Genomic DNA, 18,314 nt, shown 5'->3' on the forward strand with positions numbered 1-18,314 from the left:
GGTCAGTCGACTCGGAGGACGTGCGTGTCCCAGGCGTCCAGGGACACGAACAGGCCCGGGGCGGCGAGTTCGTCGCCGTCGCGGTCGTACGTCCGGTCCGTGAGCACGTCGGTCAGCCGGTGCTCACGGCCCGGGAGGTCGTCCCACGGCAGGGGGAGCCGGGCCTGGGCCGGGTGGTCGGAGTAGTTGACGACGACCAGATGGCGGGCGTCCGCGTCCGTCCACGTCCAGGCCAGCAGGTTGCGGTGGGTGTCGTTGTCAGGCCAGCCGACGGGGGTCGCCTGCCGCCATTCGCCACGGCGCACGCCGGCCGCGGCCGGCAACAGGCGGTCGTGGAAGGCGCGCAGGGATGCGTCGGGGGCTTCGTCCGGCCCGCGGGAGAGGAACACCGGCAGGCGCACCCGGCGGCCCTCGGACTGGCCCTCGTGCCAGAGCGTCGCGCCGGGCAGGGTCGCCACCGTCACGGCCGCCGCGCGTTCCCGGCCGCCGGGCAGAACGGCGGCGGCGCGCGGCTCGTCGTGGTTCTCCAGGAAGCGGACCAGGCCGCGCTGGTAGGCGAGGTCGGCCCGCAGATGGGCGCGGACGGAGTCGGCGTCGTCGTGCAGGAGCCGGTCGTAGAGCCGCTTGTCGTAGCAGTGGTCGAAGCCCTGCTCCTGGAGGGCCCCTTCGAGGTCCCAGTACGCCTCCGCGAGGAGGACCAGGTCCGGGTGGCGGGCGCGGACGCGCGGGATGACGTACGGCCAGAAGTCCTCGGCGGGGGACGGTCCCGCCGCTTCGCCCCAGGTCTTGGCGAACACGTCGTTCATCAGCAGCATCGCCATGTCGCAGCGCACGCCGTCCGCCTGGTCGCCGATGGCCGTCAGGGTGTCCACAGTGGCCGTGCGCAGGGCGTCGCTGAAGGCGTTGAGCTGGACGACGTCGGGCCAGGGCGGGAAGTACGGGTCGCGGCCGCGGGCGTAGATCCGTCCGGCGGCCTCGATGTAGTCGGCCGACGCCCGGGCCAGGTCGGCCGGCGTGCCCTGGATCAGGCGGTCGGGATGCGCGGTGAGCCAGGGATGGTCGGGGGCGATGTGGTTGGGGACGTAGTCGAGGATCAACCGCAGTCCGCGCGCGGCCAGTTGGGCGCGGGCCGCGGCCAGTCCCTGCGGTCCGCCGAGGGAGGCGTCGACGACGTAGTCCCGTACGCAGTAGGGGGATCCGGCGATGTCCGCCTCGGCGAGGTCGGGCAGCGCCTCGCGGAACGAGCGCAGCAGGCTCTCCTCGCGCAGCGCGATCCGCAGACCGGCCGGGCTGCGCTCCCAGACGCCCATCAGCCAGACGGCGTCGATCCCGGGGCGTGCGACCTCGTCCCAGACCTCTCCGGGCACCTCTCCCAGGGTGAGGCGACGCCCGTGTCGGCGGCTCAGTTCGCCCAGCCAGACCAGGGTGTTGATCTCGTGGAGGACCGTCATGACAGGGGCTCCTCACGCTCGCCCAGAGAGCCGTCGGAGCCGCCGGGTCGGTCGGGGCCGTCGACGGGCCGCAGGGAGTCCCGGCCGGAGCCGCTGCGCCAGGCGTCGGCGCTGATGGTGTGGAACAGCGTCGCGGAGGCCGCCACCAGCCCGGTCCAGCCGGTCTGGTGGGAGGCGCCGAGCCCCGCGCCACTGTCGCCGTGGAAGTACTCGTAGAAGAGGATCAGGTCCTTCCAGTGCGGGTCCTTGGCGAACTGGGGCTGGTCGCCGTGTGCCGGGCGGTGCCCGTCGGCGTCGGGCAGGAAGGCGGCGGTGAGCCGGTCGGAGATCTCACGGGCGACCTCGTAGAGGTTCAGACGGCGTCCGGAGCCGGTGGGGCACTCCACGGTGAAGTCGGGGCCGTGGTAGCCGTGCAGGTTCAACAGGGCCCGGATCAGCAGGATGTTGATGGGGAACCAGACCGGGCCGCGCCAGTTGGAGTTGCCGCCGAACATGCCCGAGTCGGACTCGGCGGGCAGATAGCCGACGCCGTACGTCTCGCCGTACACCTCGAAGGCGTAGGGGTGTTCGGCGTGGTGGCGGGAGAGGGAGCGGATGCCGTGCGGGCCGAGGAACTCGTCCTCGTCGAGCATGCGGGCCAGGATGCGGCGCAGCCGGTCCTCGCCGAAGAGGGCGAAGAGAAAGCGGCCGTCGGCGCCTGGGTCCGTGGTCACGTGCTGCGAGACGAACGCCTCGACGGCCGGGTGACGCCTGATGAACTCCCTTGCTCCCTCGACCAGTTCGGGGAAGATACGGTCCGCCCGGCCGCCGATGATGCTGGTCGCGGCGAGCGGAATGAGTCCGACGAGGGAGCGCACCTTCAACGGGGTCGCGCTGCCGTCGGGGAGGCGCAGGACGTCGTAGAAGAAGCCGTCCTCCTCGTCCCACAGGCTGGCGTTGTCCTTGCCGATGCGGTTCATGGCGACGGCGATCCACGCGAAGTGCTCGAAGAGCATCTGGGCCTGCTCGACGTAGACCGGGTTGTCGACGGCGAGTTCGATGGCGATGTCGAGGAGGTTCTGGCAGTACAGCGCCATCCAGGCGGTGCCGTCGGCCTGGTCGAGGTGACCGCCGGTGGGCAGGGGGGCACTGCGGTCGAAGACGCCGATGTTGTCGAGGCCGAGGAAACCGCCCTGGAACACGTTGTTGCCGTCGACGTCCTTGCGGTTGAGCCACCAGGTGAAGTTCTTCGTCAGCTTCTGGAAGGCGTTCTCCAGGAAGGCGCGGTCGCCGCGGCCGGTGCGGTGCTTCTCCAGTTCGTAGACGAAGAGGACCGCCCAGGCGTGCACGGGCGGGTTGACGTCGCCGAAGTTCCATTCGTAGGCCGGGATCTGGCCGTTGGGGTGCAGATAGAGGCGGCGCAGCAGCAGCTCCAACTGGCCCTTGGCGAAGGCGATGTCGACCATGGCCAGGGGGAGGGTGTGGAAGGCGAGGTCCCAGGCGGCGAACCAGGGGTACTCCCAGGTGTCCGGCATCGACATGATCTCGTCGTTGACCATGTGGTACCAGCCGCTGTTGCGCAGGCGCGGGTCGGCGGCAAGCGGGTCGACGCCGTGTTCGGCGAGCCAGCGCTCCACGTCCAGGTAGTAGTACTGCTTGCTCCACAGCATCCCGGCCAGCGCCTGGCGCACCAGGCGCCGTCGCTCCTCGTCCATGCCGTCCGGGGTGAGACCGTCGTAGAAGGCGTCGGCCTCGGTGCGGCGCACGTCCATGACCTGGCCGAAGTCCCGCCAGGGGTCGGGGAGTTCGGCGTCGGTGAGGCGCAGGCGGACGGTGGCGCTCGCGCCGCCGGGGACCGTCAGGACGTGGTGGACGGCCGCCTTGGTTCCGGTGCGCAGCGGGTTGACGGCGTCCGTCTCGCCATGGACGACGCGGCGGTCGATGCCGTTCTTGACGTACGGGGTGGTGTTGGGGGTGCCGAAGATCCGCTCGTCGTCGGTCTCGTTGTCGGTGAAGAGCGCGGCCTCGGGCCCGCCCTCGTGGTGCAGCCAGCGCGGGCCGAGTTCCTCGTGGTCGGCGCGGATCGCCCCGTCCGTCGCCCGCAGCGCCGGGACCGCGGAGCCGCCCGCCCAGGACCAGGTGTGACGGAACCACAGCGTCGGCAGGAGATGCAGGGCCGCCTCGTCGGGGCCGCGGTTGTGCGCGGTGATCTCGACCAGCAGGTCCTCGGGGCCGGCCTTGGCGTACTCGACGACGACGTCGAAGTAGCGGTCCTCGTCGAAGACGCCGGTGTCGAGCAGCTCGTACTCGGCGTCGCGGCGGCCGCGGGCCCGGTTGACGTCGACGAGGTCTCCGTAGGGGAACTCCCCCTGCGGGTACTTGTACAGGTACTTCATGTACGAGTGGGTGGGCGTGTTGTCGAGGTGGAAGTAGTACTCCTTGACGTCCTCGCCGTGGTTGCCCTCCGCGTTGGTCAGCCCGAACATCCGTTCCTTGAGGATCGGGTCGCGGCCGTTCCACAGGGCGAGGGCGAAGCACAGCCGCTGCTTGTCGTCGCTGACGCCGGCGATGCCGTCCTCGCCCCAGCGGTAGGCCCGGGAGCGGGCCTGGTCGTGGGTGAAGTACGACCAGGCGTCGCCGTCGGCGCTGTAGTCCTCCCGGACCGTCCCCCACTGCCGCTCGCTGAGGTACGGTCCCCAGCGCCGCCAGGGCGCGGTGCCCGCGTCGGCCTCCGCCAGCCGCCGCCGCTCGGGGTCCGGTGCGCCACCGTCGTCCGTCATCGCCCGTCCTTCTCGCCGCCCGGCATGTGCGTCCAGATTCGTCCGGTTCGCTCCGGGCCGCAATGACACATCCGGGCCCCCGCTTAGGCCGAACGCGTGATACCGGTTCCACGGGTCCCAGCGGTCCCGCCCGCCCCAGCGACACTGGCCGTCCCATCAGGCCCGCCCTTCCCATCAGGCCCGCCCGTCCCATCGGCCACATCGGTCCGGAGGAGACCCTCGCCGTTCAGGCGTCGGGCGTGTCCGGCTCCGTGACGTCCTTGCGCGTCACCGCGAGATGGACGACCAGGCCGAGGATGACGGCCAGGAACAGCGCGCTGGTGACGACGGCGCCCAGACCGAGTCCGCCGTCGCCGGTCCCCTGGGAGAGGTAGTCGCCGATCGAGGCGCCGAGCGGCCGGGTCAGGATGTAGGCGATCCAGAAGCTCCACACCGCGTCCAGGCCCAGCGCGAGGTGCGCGACCGCCACGGCGGCGATGGCCAGGGCGAAGAGGACGGCCGCGAGCCGGTAGCCGAGGTTCATCCGCTCGGAGACCAGGTCCCCGGCCGCCGTGCCGAGAGCGAAGGTGAACAGCACCGCCAGCCAGTAGAACGCCTCGCGGCTCGTGGTGTCGATGCCGTGGATCGACAGGGTCCGCTCACGCCGGTGCCAGACCACGAAGACGACCACGAGCAGGAGCGCGAACACCGTGGTGCTCGTCTCCAGCGGCACGCCCATGTTGTCGGTGAGGTTGTCGCTGATCAGCGTGCCGACCACGCTGATCAGGGCGACGGCGAGCCAGTACACGCCGGCGCGGTAGGCCGTCGTACGGAACTGCACGACCAGGACGGCGGCGAGCAGCGCGCTCATCAGCACCGACACGCCCGTCAGGCCCAGGCCGGCCTTCTCGTCGAGCAGGTCGGCCGCGGTCTCGCCGACCGTCGTGCAGAGCACCTTGATGATCCAGAAGTAGGCGGTCACTTCGGGGACCTTGTTCCAGCGCAGGCCGTGGGCGCGGCCGGTTCCGCGCCGGGCGGGGCCCGCTCCGTTCCGGGCGGCGCCGGTGGCGTTCCGGGCGGCTTCTGGGGTCTCGGAGATCTCGTACGTCATGAGGCCCGACGGTGTCAGCGGCTACCTGAACGCATCCTGACCGCCGCGCGGCACATCGCCCCCGGCGCGCGCCGCCCGATCACGATGAGCGCATGCACCCCACCTCGTGGCTGCGGCGCCGGCTCGGCCGCGCCGTCGTGCTCGCCTACGCCGTCGCGCTGCTCCTGCCCGGGCCCGGCCTGTGGTTACGGCGCCCCCATCCCCTGCCGTCGGCGCAGCTGACGCTGCACACCGCGCCGCTGCTGCTGTCCCTGGTGCTGTTCTCGGCCGGGCTCCAGGTGCCCGTGCGCGCGCTGGGCCGCCTGCTGCGGCGGCCGAAGGTCCTGCTCGCCGGGCTCGTGCTGCATCTGGCGATCCCGCTGGCGGTCGTACCGTTCGTGGCGTTCCTGCTGCGCCGCACCCCGGACAGCGACGGGGGCAGCGGGCTGCTCACCGCGGTGATCCTGATCGTGGCGATGCCCGTCGCCGCGGGCGCCACCGTGTGGACCGACAGGGGGGACGGCGACCAGCCGACGATGGTGGGACTCGTCCTGGCCTCCACTCTCCTCAGCCCGCTCACCACCCCCTTCCTGCTGGAGACGCTGACGCCGCTGCTCAGCGGCGGCTACGCGCACGCCCTCGCCGACGCCGGCCGGTCGGCCCACGGCGGATTCGCCCTCACGGCCGTGGTCCTGCCCTGCGCGGCGGGCCTGCTGGGCGCGCTCGTCCTGCCGGCGCGGTGGCTCGGCCGGCTGCTCGGGGCGGTGGTCCCGTCGGCGATGGCCGGTTCGCTGGTCCTGACCTACGTGAACGCCAGCGGCGCCCTCGGCTCCGTGCTCGCCCGGCCCCGCCCGCTGTTGATCGCGGCCGCGCTGGCGGTGGCCGCCGTGGTCTGTCTGCTCTCCTTCGCGCTGGGCCGGCTCGCCGCCCGCGTCCTGCGTCTGGAGGCGGGCGTGGCCTCGTCGCTGACGCTGGCCTGCGGCATGAACAACAGCAGCGCGAGCGCGGTCCTGATCACCACCTGGATGCCCGGCAGACCTCACCTGCTCCTGCCGGTCCTCGCGTACGGACTGCTGCAGAAGACGGCCGCCGGCCGGGTCGTCACCGGGCGATGAGCCCCGTCGGTCAGCCGGCGGGCAGGGTGACGCGGAAGCGTGCGCCGGGTGTGTGTCCGGCGTCGTGGGACACCTCGCCCCCGACCGAGCGGGCCAGGCGGCGGGCCAGGGGCAGCCCGAGGCCCGCCCCGCCGTGGCCGTCGTCGGGCTCGGCGCGGCGGCCGGGCTGGAAGAGCTGCTCGGCGAAGGCGGGCGGTACGCCCGGGCCGTCGTCGCAGACGTCGATGCGTACGCCGCCGGGTGTGCGGGAGGCCCGGACGGTGACGCCTGAACGTGCGTAGCGCAGGGCGTTGGCGAGGAGCGGGCTGACGATGCGTTCCAGCAGGGCTCCTTGGACTCCGACCTCGAGACGGCCCGCCTCGCCGTCGCCGTCCCAGTCGCCGTCCCCGTCACGGTCACCGCCGTCGCCCTCGCTCTCCCCCTCGTGGTCGCCCTCGCCCTCGACGGTGACCGTGACGGCGATGTGCGCGGGGGCGTCCAGTCGTCCGGTGAGGCAGTGCAGCACGGGGAGTACGACGGCCGTGCCGGGAGCCGCTCCCCCATCGTCCCGGGCGCCGGCCAGGAGGGTGTCGCAGATGGTGCGCATGGACTCGGCGGCGTCGGCGATCACCGCGTGGGCGGCGTCCGTCTCCGCGGCGGTGCGCGGGCGGGACCGCCACCAGTCCAGCTCGGCGATGATGCGGCTGAGCGGGGTGCGCAGCTCGTGCGAGAGCTCGCCGGTCAGCTGGCGTTCGTGCCGCAGCACCGCCCGGATGCGGTCCAGCAGGGCGTCCAACGACGTGCCCAGACGGGCCAGTTCGACGGGGCGCCCCGCGTCGCCGAAGCGTTCCTCGGAGGCGACGGCGCTCCACTGGGTGGCCTGGTCGGTCATGGTCCGCACGGGGCGCAGCGCACGGCCCACCGCCAGCCGGGTGAGGGCGTAGGTGCAGGCGAGCATCACGGCGTCCAGGGCGAAGGATCCCAGGAGCAGGGCGTCGGCCGAGCTCCGGTAGGGGGACAGGTCGAGCGCGGTGACGACGGTCGCCGGAGGGCGCGCGTCGGGCACGGGCAAGGGCTCGGAGCACAGCCGTACCGGGTCGGGTCCGTGCGCCCCGGCGGTGACGCACCGCCGGCCCCCGTCGCGCGCGAGACGGTCGGCGACCCGGGTGAGGGAGCCGGTGGTCGTGGCGGGCGGCGGCTGTTCGATCAGTCGAGTGCCCGCGTAGATCCACACGTTCGTGTCCAGCAGCCGGTCGTTGGAGGTCTCCAGCACGCGCACCTGGGGACCGCCGGTGTCGACGGTGGTGGCGACGGCGGCGGCGCGGGTGCGCAGTTCGTCGTCCGCCTGTCGGGCGAGGTGATGGCGGACCACGGCGTTGAAGGCGACGGTGAGGATCACCATCAGCAGGGTGGCGGTCGTGAGGGCGACCAGGGACAGCCGCCCGCGCAGGGTGCGCGGCCGGGGCGCCCACCCTCTCGGGAAGCGCTTGATGACCGGGAGGCCCTTGGTGAACGGGAGGCCCTTCATGACCGGGAAGCCCTTCATGACAGGTGGTGGCCGATCCCGCGCGCGGTGCCGATCGTCTGCTCGCTGCCCGCTTCGCGCAGCTTGCGGCGCAACCGGGTCAGGTACTGGTCCAGGGTGTTGTCGCTGACCTGGGCTCCCTCGGGCCAGGCCGCCCGGACGAGTTCACGTCGGCTCACGAGCCGCCCTGCGGCCGCCATCAGCGCGGCCAGGAGACGGAACTCCGTCGGCGTCAGATCGACCTCGGCGTCCTGGGCGGTGAGCCGGTGCCGGGCGGCGTCCAGCGTCAGGTCCCCGGCCCGGGCCGCGGCGGGGGGCGCCGTGCGTCTGAGGGCGGCGCGCAGCCGGGCCGCGAGTTCGACGAGGTGGAACGGCTTGGGCAGATAGTCGTCGCCGCCGGCCGAGAAGCCGGACAGCCGGTCGGTCAGGGCGTGCCGGGCGGTCAGGAAGATGACGGGCGACAGGAAGCCGTTGGCCCGCATCGCCTGGCAGACGTCGCGGCCGTCCGCGTCCGGCAGTCCGACGTCGAGGACGGCCGCGGCGACGTCGTCCCCGGCCAGCCGCAGCGCGGTGGCGCCGTCGGCGGCGGGCAGGGTGTCGAAGCCCTCCTCGCCCAGGCCCCGCCGCAGCACGTCACGCAGGGCGTGATCGTCCTCGACGACCAGGATCTTGTGGCGCATCGTCCTCCGTCGGTTCTGGTGCCGGATCCGTGGCCCGGGCCACGGGGGTCGTACGCCGGGTGAACTCCTCGGGCAGCCAACGGGCCACGGCCCAGGCGCACAGTCCCAGCCAGGCGGCGGCGAGCAGCCAGCCGCCGAGGACGTCGGAGGCCCAGTGCACGCCGAGATACACACGGGTCAGCCCCACCGCGGTCGCCCAGCACAGCGCGACCGTGCAGGCGGTCAGCGCGAGGGCCGGTTCGGCGCGGCGGCTCACCGCCCAGACCAGCAGCCCGGCGGCCAGCGCCGCGGTGGTGGTGTGGCCGGAGGGGAAGGCGTAGCCCGAGGCGGGCGTGGCCCAGCCGGCGCGGGGCGGGCGGGCCCGGGCGAGCAGTTCCATCAGCCCGGCGCGGATCGCCTGCCCGGCCAGCAGGACGGCCAGCGCGCCGACGACGGCCCGTGACCGCTCCGACGTACCGCGCCCCGCGATCACGCCGGCCATGACGGCGATCAGATACGGCCATGGTCCGGTCCCGGTCGCGGTGAGCCCCCGCGCCAACGCCTCCGCCACCGGCGGCCGATGCCCGGGCGACCAGGTGAGGGCGGCCCGGTCGCCCGGGAGCGGCGCGCCCTGGCGTACGGACACGACGACCGCGAGGGCGACGAACAGCAGGACGCAGACCGCGGCGAGGAGAAGAGGCCCCCGCCGAGACCCCCGCACAAGCCCCCTCCTCCCGAAGGCCGATCGGGTCATGACGTCGCGCCCAGGGGCCGCAGCCGTGTGTCGGCCGCACGGTCCACGAGCGGGGCGGCCCGGTTCGCGAGAGGCGTGCGGAAGACGCCGAGAAGCCGGGCGGAAAGCCGGGCGGAAGGCCGGGCGAAGAGCCGGGCGAGGACGCTCACGAGGCCTTTCCTTCCGCGGTGCGGCGCCGCTGTGCCCGCCGTAGCTCCAGGGCGAGCGGGGTCAGCGAGACGCACACGACGAGCGCGACCAGCGGCAGCAGATACCGGTCCACGTCGGGCGCCGAGGAGCCCAGCGCGTACCCGCCCAGCACCAGACCGACCGTCCACAGCAGTCCGCCGGCGACCTGCCACACCGTGAAGACGCGCACCGGCACGTCCAACGCCCCGGCCAGCGGATTCAGCACCGTACGCACGACGGGCACGAAGCGGGCGAGCACCACCGCCCTGGCGTGCCCGTACCGCCCCAGCAGTTCCTCGGCGCGGGCGGCCCCCTCGTGCAGCCGTCTCGACCGGCTGCGGGACAGCAGGGCGCGGCCGCCGCGTCGGCCGATCCAGAATCCTGTCTGCGCCCCGACGAGCGCGCCCGCGGCGGCGGCGACCAGGACCTGCGGGAGCGACAGGTGGACGGATCCGTGGGCCCGGTCGGCGCACAGCAGTCCGGCGGTGAACAGCAGGGAGTCGCCGGGCAGGAAGAACCCCACCAGCAGGCCCGTCTCGGCGAAGAGCACGGCGGCGACGCCGAGAGCGCCGAAGGCGGAGAGCAGCGATCCGGCGTCCAGGACGTCGACCGCCTGGGCGACGGCGAACTGGGCAGCGGCCATGGCTGCGACCTCTCTCATACTGGGAGGAGGTCCGGGCGGGCAGGCGCCCGCCGGACGGGGTGACTACAGCGACGTAGACGGTCTACTGCACTGTAGACGAAAGAGAGCCGAGGAGCGTTCCCATGCGTGAGGGGCAGAGAGACGAGTCGCCCGAGGGGCGCACGGACCGCCGGCCGGCGGGCGGGCTGGAGGCGACCGTGCTGGCCGCGCTGTGGGCCGCCGACGCCCCGCTGACCCCCGGCGCCGTCCAGCTGGCGCTCGGCGACGACCTGGCCCGCACGACCGTGACGACGATCCTCACGCGCCTGCACGCCAAGGGCACGGTCACCCGGGCCCGCGCCGGCCGCGGCTACGCCTACTCCCCCGCCCAGGACGCCCCCGGCCTCACCGCCCGCCGTATGCACGCCGAGCTCGACAAGGACGAGGACCGCGGCACCGCCCTCGCCCGCTTCGTCTCCGATCTCTCCCCCGAGGACGAACGGCTCCTGCGGGCCCTGCTCGACGACGGCCAGGCGGCGCCCGGAGGCGCTGCCCCGTGATCTACGCCGTATGGGTTCCCCTGCTTCTGCCGCTGCTCGCACCGCTGCTCGCCGTCCCGGTCACCCGCCGGGGGGCCGAGCAGTTGGCGCCCCGGGCGGCGGCCTGGGCCCTGACCGCGCTCGCGCTGGTGCTCGCCCTGTCCAGCACGGCCGCGCTGGCGCTGCTCGCGCTGGCCGGCGCGCTGCGGCTGCCCTTCGTCGCGCGGCTCGGGCATCTGTCCCCGTCCCTGCTCGGCGGCGGGTCGGCGGCGAGCGGGGCGGTCGCGGCCCTGGCGGCCGCCGTCGCGCTGACGGTGCTGGGCGGCCTGGTCCTGCACCGCGGCCGACGTCATCTGCGCGAACTGCGGGCCGCCCGACGGCAGGCGGCCGGGAGCGGGCCGGCCGCAGGCGACCTCTGCGTACGCCAGGACGACCGCCCCGACGCCTACGCCCTGCCCGGACGCCCGGGTCACCCCGGCCGCATCGTCGTGACGACCGGCATGCTGCGCGCCCTCACCGCCCCCGAACGCGAGGTGCTCTTCGCCCACGAGCGCGCCCATCTCACCGGCCGGCACCACCTCTTCCTCGCGGCCGGCGAACTCGCCGGCGCCCTCCACCCGGCACTGCGCGGCCTGCGGACCCCCCTCGCCTACGCCCTGGAGCGCTGGGCCGACGAGTCCGCCGCCGAGGCGACCGGCGACCGCGCCCTCACCGCCCGCGCGATCGCCCGCGCGGCCCTGGCCGCCCACTCAGCCCCTTCGGCCCCTTCGGCCGACTCCGCCGACCGCGACCCGCGCCGCCCCCGGATGGCGCTGTCGGCCACCGCCGGAGCCGTACCCCGGCGCGTCACCGCGCTCCTGGGAGCCGCCGCGCCCGCCGGGCCCGCGCTCCGCCTGCTCCCCCGCGCGCTGGCCTGCCTGCTGCTGACCTGCGCGCCCCTGTCGCCGCTCGCCGCCGTCGACGCGGCCGCCGACCTGCACGGCGCGATCGAGATCGCCCAGGGAGAGAGCCCCGCGCTTCCCGCGCACCGGTGACCGACGCTCGCAGGACACGCCGCCGGATGGCCCATCCTGCCTGTCGGCACGGCCCATTGGGCCATAGCGTGCGAAATATGACGAAATGCCATATCGCATACCTGGCGTGCACCGCCGCACTCGTCGGTGCCGGGCTCGGCGCCGCTCCGCAGCTCCCCGCTCACCGGCTCCACGTGGTCAAGCCGGGCGAGTCGATCCAGAAGGCGGTCGACGCCGCCGCATCGGGAGACACGGTGCTCGTGACCGCGGGCACCTACCACGAGAGCGTCAAGGTGAGCACGCCCGGGCTGACCCTGCGCGGGGTGGGCCGCAAGACGGTGATCGAGCCGAGCGCGACCCCCACCACGAGCACGACCCCGCCCGCCACGACCACGACGGCGCCGGCGACCACGACCACGGGTACGACCACGACCGCGAACACGACCACAGGCACGACCACGACCACAGGCACGACCACGACCACGGGCACGACCACCGGCACGACCACCGGCACGGCCACGGGCACGACCGCCAAGAAGGCCTCGGAGAGCTGTGCCGAGGGCGGCAACGGCATCTGTGTCGTGGGCACGAAGGACAGCGACGTCAAGGGCGTCACCGTCGCCTCCCTCACGGTGTCCGGGTTCACCAGGACCGGTGTGTTCGCCATGGCGACCGACGGACTGACCGTGCGGAACGTGACCGCGGTCAACAACGGGGTGTGGGGCATCGCCCAGGAGCGCTCCGTCCGCAGCGTGCTCCGGGACAACACCGCCCGCGACAACGGCGACGCGGGCCTGTTCCTCGCCAACACCATCAAGGAGGAGCAGGGGGCCTCGGACACCCAGGGCACGCTGGTCGAGCGCAACCGGCTGGAGGGCAACCGGATCGGCATCACCGTCCGGCGCCTGCGCAACCTCACCGTCGCGCGCAACCGCCTCACCGGAAACTGCGCCGCGGTGTTCGTCGTGGGCGACGAGAACAAGCCGAAGGCCGGCTTCGTGACCGTGCGCGAGAACCGCATCGCCCGCAACAACAAGTCCTGCCCGAAGACGACCCGGCTGGACGCCCTGCAGGGCTCCGGGATCGTCCTGACCGGCGCCGAGGACAGCCTGGTCACGCGCAACGTCATCACCGACAACGTCGGCGCCTCCCCGCTCTCGGGCGGCATCGTCCTGTTCAAGAGCTTCGTGGGCACCACCAGCGACCGGAACCGGATCAGCGAGAACGTGCTGAGCGGCAACTCCCCGGCGGACCTGGTCAACGCCGACACCGGCAAGGACAACACCTTCGCAGGCAACTCCTGCCGGGCGTCGCAGCCCGCGGGACTGTGCTGACCGGACACGCGCGCGTGCGCAGACACCAGCACGAACACCGACACAAGGAAGGCGGCACATGACGACCGCACAGACTGCCCCACCGCCGTCCATGCGGCTGCGGGAGCTCGCGTTCGGGGCGGCCTGCGCCGCCGCGCTGCGGGCGGCCGCCCGGTTGGGCGTCGCCGACGCCCTGGGCGACGAACCCCTGCCCGTGGAAGACCTCGCGACCGCCGTGAAGACCGAACCCCGGCAGCTGCGACGGCTGCTGCGCGCCCTGTCCTGCTACGGCGTGTTCGCCGAGCAGCCCGACGGGAGGTTCGCGCACACCGAGGTCTCCCGGCTGCTGCGCGAGGACGACCCCAACAGCCTGCGCGCCATCTCCCTGTGGTGCACCGAGCCGTGGACCTGGGACGCGTGGCCGAAGCTCGACGAGGCGGTGCGCACCGGCCGCAACGTCGTCGAGGACCTCTACGGCAAGGAGTTCTTCCCCTACCTCAACGAGGACGCCCCGGAGTCGGCCGACGTCTTCAACCGCGCCATGACCACCTCCAGCGTGCAGTCGGCGCGGGACGTGGCGGAGTTCCTCGATCTGTCGGGGAGTTCGTCGGTCGCCGACGTCGGCGGCGGTCAGGGCCATGTGGTGGCGAGCCTGCTGGAGAAGTACCCCACGATGCGGGGCACTCTGCTCGATCTGCCCCGGGTGGTGGAGAACGCGGTGCCGAGGCTGCGCGAGGGAGGCGACCTCGCGGACCGCGCCCGCATCGTGCCCGGCGACGTCCGGGTGGCCGTCCCGGTCGAGGCCGACGTCTACGTCATCAAGAACATCCTGGAGTGGGACGACGAGAGCACCGCGCGCACCCTGCGCAACGTCCGTGAGGCCGGCGGGCCCGGGGCGCGGGTCGTGGTCATCGAGAACCTCGTCGACGACACGCCCTCGATGCGGTTCAGCACCGCGATGGACCTGCTGCTCCTCCTCAACGTCGGCGGGGCGAAGCACACCACCGAGAGCATGGTCTCCCGGCTGACCGAGGCGGGCCTGGTCATCGACGACATCCGCCCCGTCAACCCCTACCTGCACGCGTTCGACTGCACGGTCCCGGGCGACCGCGCCCGCTGAAACGCCGTACAGGAACCGCACGGACGACTACCGAGAGAACCCCACAAACCACTGGTCGCCGGGTCCGCGAGAGAGCGGACCCGGCGACCAGTGGCCGTTGGGGGGGGGTCAGGTGGCGGCGTCCCGCTCCCAGCGGTAGAAGCAGTGGGCCATCGCGTCCTTCGGCGAACGCCAGGTCGCCGGGTCGTAGGCGGTGACGTACGACGCCAGCCGCTCGCTGATGCCCCGGAACTCGGGGTGGCCGGCCACTCTGGCGATGGCGGGGCCGGGGTCCTCCTCGGACTCGATGAGGTGCAGGTACACATCACCGAACTGGAAGAGGCTGCGGCGGGAGACGCCCACGAGGTGCGGCAACTCCCCCCGGTCCGACTCCTCGAACACCTTTGCGATGTCCGGAGCCGCCCCGGGAGCCATGCGGGCGACGATCAGGCCTTGGTGTTTCATGAGATTCCCCGCTCGGCGGCCGCCTTCTCGATGCGGTCCCGGATCAGAGCCATCTGGATCTTGGAGTTCCGGTTGATGTTGTCCGTCATCCAGTCGTCGTCGACCGGCGCCTCGGGCTTCATCTCGAAGTCCTGCGTCCAGACCATCCGGACGCCGTCGGGCGTCTTCTTGTACTGCCACCGGATGTTCATGTAGGCGAAGGGGCCGGTCTCGACGCGGCGGGCCCGGACGGTGAGCGCGTCGCGGTCCGTCTCCCGTTCCGAGACCCAGCTCCACACGGTGCCGTTCTCGTCCGGGTGCATGGTCAGCCGGAACGTCGTCCTGTTCCCCTCCTCGGAGAGGATGTCGACGGACGCGTACTCGGTGAACAGCTGCGGCCAGTTCGCCACGTCGTTGGTCATGTCCCAGACCAGGTCCAGCGGTGCTGCGACGGTGATCTCGTTCTGGGTGTGTGCGGCCATGTCACGCTCCTGTCATGAGGGCACTGTTGACGAGCTCGAGGAACTGCCGGGGGCTCTTGCTGCGCTCCGCGTCGGGAGGCATCGGCGTGTCGTACCGGTTCTCCAGCTCGCCCACGATGCCCAGCAGACCGAGCGAGTCGACGCCGAGGACGTCGAAGCCGGACTCGTACTGCCGCTGGAGATCCTCCGGGAGGACGGTGGCTCCGGCGCACTTCTTCATGAGTTCGGCCAGCTCTTCCACGGTGATGCGGCCGCTCATGCGGTCTGTCGTGCGGTCACTCATGCGGTTCCTCTCCTTGCTCAGCGGCGCCCCGCTGCGAAGCGCCGGTTCTCTCACACCCGGTCGCCGTGCCGTAGCACCAGCGCCGAGTTCGACCCCATGAGCCCGCGGCTCAGGACCAGGGCCGTGCGGGGCTCTGCGGCCCGGGCCCGGACGGTCACGAGGTCGAGGTCGTGGCAGACGTCGAAGACGTTGGGGGTGGGCGGGATCAGGCCGTGCTCCATCGAGAGCACCGCCGCCGCGGCGTCCAGCACGGGCGCCGCGCAGTAGCCCCGGCCGATTCCGGTCTTCGGCGCCGTGACGGGCACGCGCCTGCCGTGCGCGCCGAGGGCGTCGACGATCGCCAGGGCCTCGGCGCGGTCCGCCGCCGGCACGCCCAGGGCGTCGGCGAAGACCACGTCGATCTCCTCGGGGGCGCAGTCGGCCTCGTCGAGGGCGGCCCGGATGGCCTCGACGAGACCTTCCCTGGACTTCTCCCACTGCGAGGCGCCGGTGAACGTGGCCGCGTGTCCGGCGACCAGGGCCCGCACCCGCGCGCCCCGCTCCCGGGCGGACTCCTCCGCCTCCACGACGAGCATCGCGCCGCCCTCGGCGGGCACGAATCCGCAGGCCGCGGTGGTGAAGGGACGGTAGGCGCGGGTCGGGTCCTCGACGGTGCTGAGCTCGTCGTAGCCCAGTTGGCAGACCACCGAGTAGGGGGCCAGCGGCGCCTCGGTCGAGCCGGCGACGATGACGTCGGTGCCGCGCCGTACGGCCCGGGCCGCGTGGGCGAGGGCGTCCAGGCCGCCGGCCTCGTCGGCGGCGACGACCGAGCAGGGGCCCTTGAAGCCGCGCCGGATGGAGATCTGGCCGGTGCTGGCGGCGTAGAACCAGGCGATGGACTGGTAAGGGCCGACGAAGCGGCTGCCCTTGCCCCACAGCTGTTGCAGTTCCCGCTGCCCGAACTCGCCGCCGCCGGATCCGGCCGCGGTGACCACGCCCACGGAGAACGGCGCCTCGTCGGTGTCGGGCCGGCCGAGGCGGGCGTCGTCCAGGGCGAGGTCGGCCGCGGCCATCGCGAAGTGCGTGAACCGGTCGGTCTGGACGAGGTAGCGCTCCTCGACGGCCGAGGCCGGATCGAAGTCGCGGACCTCGCCGGCCACCCGCAGCGGCAGGTGCTCGCAGCCCTCGCGGGTGACCCGGTCCAGGACGCTGATGCCCTCCCTGGTGGACTTCCAGAAGGTCTCCGTGACGGCGCCGTTGGGCGCGACCACGCCGATACCCGTGACGGCGGCGCGCCGTGGATGCGGTTCGCTCATCGTGTCTTCTCCCTCGGCCGGTTCATGACCACCGCGGACTGGAAGCCGCCGAACCCGCTGCCCACCGAGAGCACGCTGTTCAGCCTGCGCTCGCGAGCCACGCGCGGGACGTAGTCCAGGTCGCACTCGGGGTCGGGGGTCTCGTAGTTCGCGGTCGGCGGCACGACCTGGTGGGCCAGGGCCAGCACACAGGCGACGAGTTCGATCGCCCCGATCGCGCCGAGGGAGTGCCCCACCATGGACTTGATGGAGCTCATGGGCGTGTCGTAGGCGTGCCCGCCCAGGACCCGTTTCACGGCGGCGGTCTCGTGGCGGTCGTTCTGTTTGGTGCCCGAGCCGTGCGCGTTGACGTAGTCGACGGCCGTGGCGTCGAGCCGGGCGTGGTCGAGGGCGTCCTCGATGGCCCGGGCCATCTCCAGTCCCTCGCTGGTCAGGCCGGTCATGTGGTAGGCGTTGCCGAAGGTGGCGTACCCGCTGAGCTCGCAGTACACATGGGCGCCGCGGGCCCGGGCGTGTTCGAGCTCCTCCAGGACGAGCACCGCGCCGCCCTCGCCCATGACGAACCCGTCGCGGTCGGCGTCGAAGGGACGCGAGGCGTGGGCGGGGTCGTCGTTGTTCGAGGAGGTGGCCCTGATCGCGTCGAAGCAGGCCATGGTGATCGGTGAGATCGGCGAGTCCGACGCACCGGCTATGCATATGTCGGCCCGGCCCTCCTGCACGGTGTGGAAGGCGTATCCGACCGCGTCGAGGCCCGAGGTGCAGCCGGTGGAGACGGTCTGCACCGGCCCGCACGCCCCGAACCGCTCCGCGACCGTCGAGGCGAGGCTGCTGGGCGAGAACGCGCGGTGCAGATGCGGCCGCGCCTCCCGGTGGTCGACGTCCCAGCGCTGCCCGCCGCTGCTCACCATGACGTAGTCGTTCTCCAGGCGGGTGGTGCCGCCGACCGCGGTGCCCAGGGAGACCCCGACCCGCCAGGGGTTCTCCCGGGCGAGGTCGAGGCCGGAGTCCCGGACCGCTTCGTCCCCGGCGACCAGCGCGAACTGGATGTACCGGTCGCACCGGGCGACGTCCTCGGCGTCCAGCCCGTGGGCCGCCGGGTCGAAGTCGCACTCGGCGGCGATCCGCGACCGCAGGCCCGACGGGTCGAAGAACGTGATGGCCCGGGTCGCGGTGCGCCCGCCCGCCAGGAGATCCCAGAACGCGGGCAGGCCGATGCCGCCGGGGGCGACGATGCCTATGCCGGTGACCGCCACACGTCTCGTCATGAACGGACCTCGGCCTCGGCGCGGGCGTCGGTCCCCTCGGTGTCCACATGGCCCAGCGGCGGGCTCGGGGCCAGCGGGCCGAGGTGGAAGACCAGCCGCGCCTCCACCTTGCCGACGTTGCGGAAGCGGTGGCGCACATGGGCGGGGATCATGAGCCCCTGCTCGGGCTGGAGCGGGTGGGGCTCGCCGTCCAGGTCCACCTCCAGCCGCCCGCACACGACGTACACGAACTCCTCGGAGTACGGGTGGTAGTGCTCACCGATGCGATCGCCGGGCTCGATGAGGGCCAGGCCCATGAAACCGCTGGTGGCGCCGACCGTGGCCGGGGTGAGCATGGCGCGCAGGTCGCCGCCGCGCCGGCGGTTGGGCTCGACCTCGCTGAGATCCACGATTCTGTGACGGGATGTGATCACGACGTTCCTCCGGTCAGGGCTTGCGTCGACGTGGCGATCGACGCGGGGTGGGGGCGGGGCCGCCGCG

19 protein-coding genes are annotated in these 18,314 nt (G+C 72.9%); 5 read left to right on the forward strand and 14 right to left on the reverse strand.

Annotated features, from left to right (window positions below):
• Positions 1-2 precede the first annotated feature (2 nt).
• From OG562_RS02660 to OG562_RS02670, 3 genes are all read right to left on the reverse strand, one after another.
• On the reverse strand, positions 3-1,451 hold the full coding sequence (locus tag OG562_RS02660) for an alpha-amylase family glycosyl hydrolase (protein WP_266393158.1): 1,449 nt from the start codon (positions 1,449-1,451) through the stop codon (positions 3-5).
• Positions 1,448-4,210, reverse strand: coding sequence for a glucosidase (locus OG562_RS02665; RefSeq protein WP_266393159.1), 2,763 nt, complete (start codon positions 4,208-4,210; stop codon positions 1,448-1,450). Before OG562_RS02665 ends, OG562_RS02660 begins: the two co-directional genes overlap by 4 nt.
• Positions 4,211-4,436: 226 nt before the next feature.
• Positions 4,437-5,300: a hypothetical protein gene (locus OG562_RS02670; protein ID WP_266393161.1), complete on the reverse strand. Its 864-nt coding sequence runs from the start codon at positions 5,298-5,300 to the stop codon at positions 4,437-4,439.
• Positions 5,301-5,392: 92 nt separating this feature from the next.
• Here OG562_RS02670 and OG562_RS02675 point away from each other — a divergent pair, with 92 nt between their 5' ends.
• The gene (locus OG562_RS02675; protein ID WP_266393162.1) at positions 5,393-6,394 is read left to right on the forward strand and encodes a sodium-dependent transporter; all 1,002 of its coding nucleotides are present in this window, start codon (positions 5,393-5,395) and stop codon (positions 6,392-6,394) included.
• A 10-nt stretch (positions 6,395-6,404) separates the two neighbouring features.
• On the opposite strand, the gene OG562_RS02680 is transcribed toward OG562_RS02675, so the two are convergent.
• Genes OG562_RS02680 through OG562_RS02700 form a run of 5 tightly spaced genes read right to left on the reverse strand, consistent with a single transcriptional unit; the run spans position 6,405 to position 10,140 of the window.
• Complete coding sequence (locus OG562_RS02680) at positions 6,405-7,901, reverse strand: HAMP domain-containing sensor histidine kinase (RefSeq protein WP_266393164.1); 1,497 nt, start codon at positions 7,899-7,901, stop codon at positions 6,405-6,407.
• Positions 7,902-7,915: 14 nt separating this feature from the next.
• On the reverse strand, positions 7,916-8,578 hold the full coding sequence (locus tag OG562_RS02685) for a response regulator transcription factor (protein ID WP_266393166.1): 663 nt from the start codon (positions 8,576-8,578) through the stop codon (positions 7,916-7,918).
• Positions 8,532-9,278, reverse strand: coding sequence for a phosphatase PAP2 family protein (locus OG562_RS02690; RefSeq protein ID WP_266393168.1), 747 nt, complete (start codon positions 9,276-9,278; stop codon positions 8,532-8,534). Before OG562_RS02690 ends, OG562_RS02685 begins: the two co-directional genes overlap by 47 nt.
• Positions 9,279-9,307: 29 nt before the next feature.
• Positions 9,308-9,460 carry a hypothetical protein gene (locus OG562_RS02695; protein ID WP_266393170.1) on the reverse strand — a complete coding sequence of 51 codons (153 nt, stop codon included), beginning with the start codon at positions 9,458-9,460 and terminating at the stop codon, positions 9,308-9,310.
• Positions 9,457-10,140, reverse strand: coding sequence for a DedA family protein (locus tag OG562_RS02700; RefSeq protein ID WP_266393172.1), 684 nt, complete (start codon positions 10,138-10,140; stop codon positions 9,457-9,459). Before OG562_RS02700 ends, OG562_RS02695 begins: the two co-directional genes overlap by 4 nt.
• A gap of 104 nt (positions 10,141-10,244) precedes the next feature.
• Here OG562_RS02700 and OG562_RS02705 point away from each other — a divergent pair, with 104 nt between their 5' ends.
• The 4 genes from OG562_RS02705 to OG562_RS02720 all read left to right on the forward strand — a co-directional run bounded on the left by OG562_RS02705 (position 10,245) and on the right by OG562_RS02720 (position 14,086).
• Positions 10,245-10,661 carry a BlaI/MecI/CopY family transcriptional regulator gene (locus OG562_RS02705; protein ID WP_266393174.1) on the forward strand — a complete coding sequence of 139 codons (417 nt, stop codon included), beginning with the start codon at positions 10,245-10,247 and terminating at the stop codon, positions 10,659-10,661.
• Positions 10,658-11,674 (forward strand): M56 family metallopeptidase, encoded by a 1,017-nt coding sequence (locus tag OG562_RS02710; protein WP_266393178.1) that lies wholly within the window; start codon positions 10,658-10,660, stop codon positions 11,672-11,674. The genes OG562_RS02705 and OG562_RS02710 overlap by 4 nt, the downstream gene beginning before the upstream one ends.
• Positions 11,675-11,751: 77 nt before the next feature.
• On the forward strand, positions 11,752-12,987 hold the full coding sequence (locus OG562_RS02715) for a nitrous oxide reductase family maturation protein NosD (protein WP_266393180.1): 1,236 nt from the start codon (positions 11,752-11,754) through the stop codon (positions 12,985-12,987).
• 58 nt (positions 12,988-13,045) lie between these two features.
• Entirely contained in the window at positions 13,046-14,086 is a 1,041-nt protein-coding gene (locus OG562_RS02720) for a methyltransferase (protein WP_266393182.1), read from the forward strand.
• Between the two features lie 108 nt (positions 14,087-14,194).
• Here OG562_RS02720 and OG562_RS02725 read toward each other — a convergent pair whose 3' ends face one another.
• From OG562_RS02725 to OG562_RS02750, 6 genes are all read right to left on the reverse strand, one after another.
• Positions 14,195-14,530 carry a TcmI family type II polyketide cyclase gene (locus OG562_RS02725; RefSeq protein ID WP_266393184.1) on the reverse strand — a complete coding sequence of 112 codons (336 nt, stop codon included), beginning with the start codon at positions 14,528-14,530 and terminating at the stop codon, positions 14,195-14,197.
• A complete protein-coding gene (locus OG562_RS02730) occupies positions 14,527-14,991 on the reverse strand; it encodes an SRPBCC family protein (RefSeq protein ID WP_266393186.1) in 465 nt (154 codons plus the stop codon). Before OG562_RS02730 ends, OG562_RS02725 begins: the two co-directional genes overlap by 4 nt.
• 1 nt (position 14,992) lies before the next feature.
• Positions 14,993-15,250 (reverse strand): acyl carrier protein, encoded by a 258-nt coding sequence (locus OG562_RS02735; protein WP_266408980.1) that lies wholly within the window; start codon positions 15,248-15,250, stop codon positions 14,993-14,995.
• Between the two features lie 74 nt (positions 15,251-15,324).
• Positions 15,325-16,569, reverse strand: coding sequence for a ketosynthase chain-length factor (locus OG562_RS02740; RefSeq protein WP_266393188.1), 1,245 nt, complete (start codon positions 16,567-16,569; stop codon positions 15,325-15,327).
• Positions 16,566-17,834, reverse strand: coding sequence for a beta-ketoacyl synthase (locus OG562_RS02745; RefSeq protein WP_266393190.1), 1,269 nt, complete (start codon positions 17,832-17,834; stop codon positions 16,566-16,568). Before OG562_RS02745 ends, OG562_RS02740 begins: the two co-directional genes overlap by 4 nt.
• Entirely contained in the window at positions 17,831-18,244 is a 414-nt protein-coding gene (locus tag OG562_RS02750) for a cupin domain-containing protein (protein WP_266408983.1), read from the reverse strand. Before OG562_RS02750 ends, OG562_RS02745 begins: the two co-directional genes overlap by 4 nt.
• Positions 18,245-18,314: the final 70 nt, after the last annotated feature.

The organism is Streptomyces sp. NBC_01275, assembly GCF_026340655.1.
GTDB lineage: Bacteria > Actinomycetota > Actinomycetes > Streptomycetales > Streptomycetaceae > Streptomyces.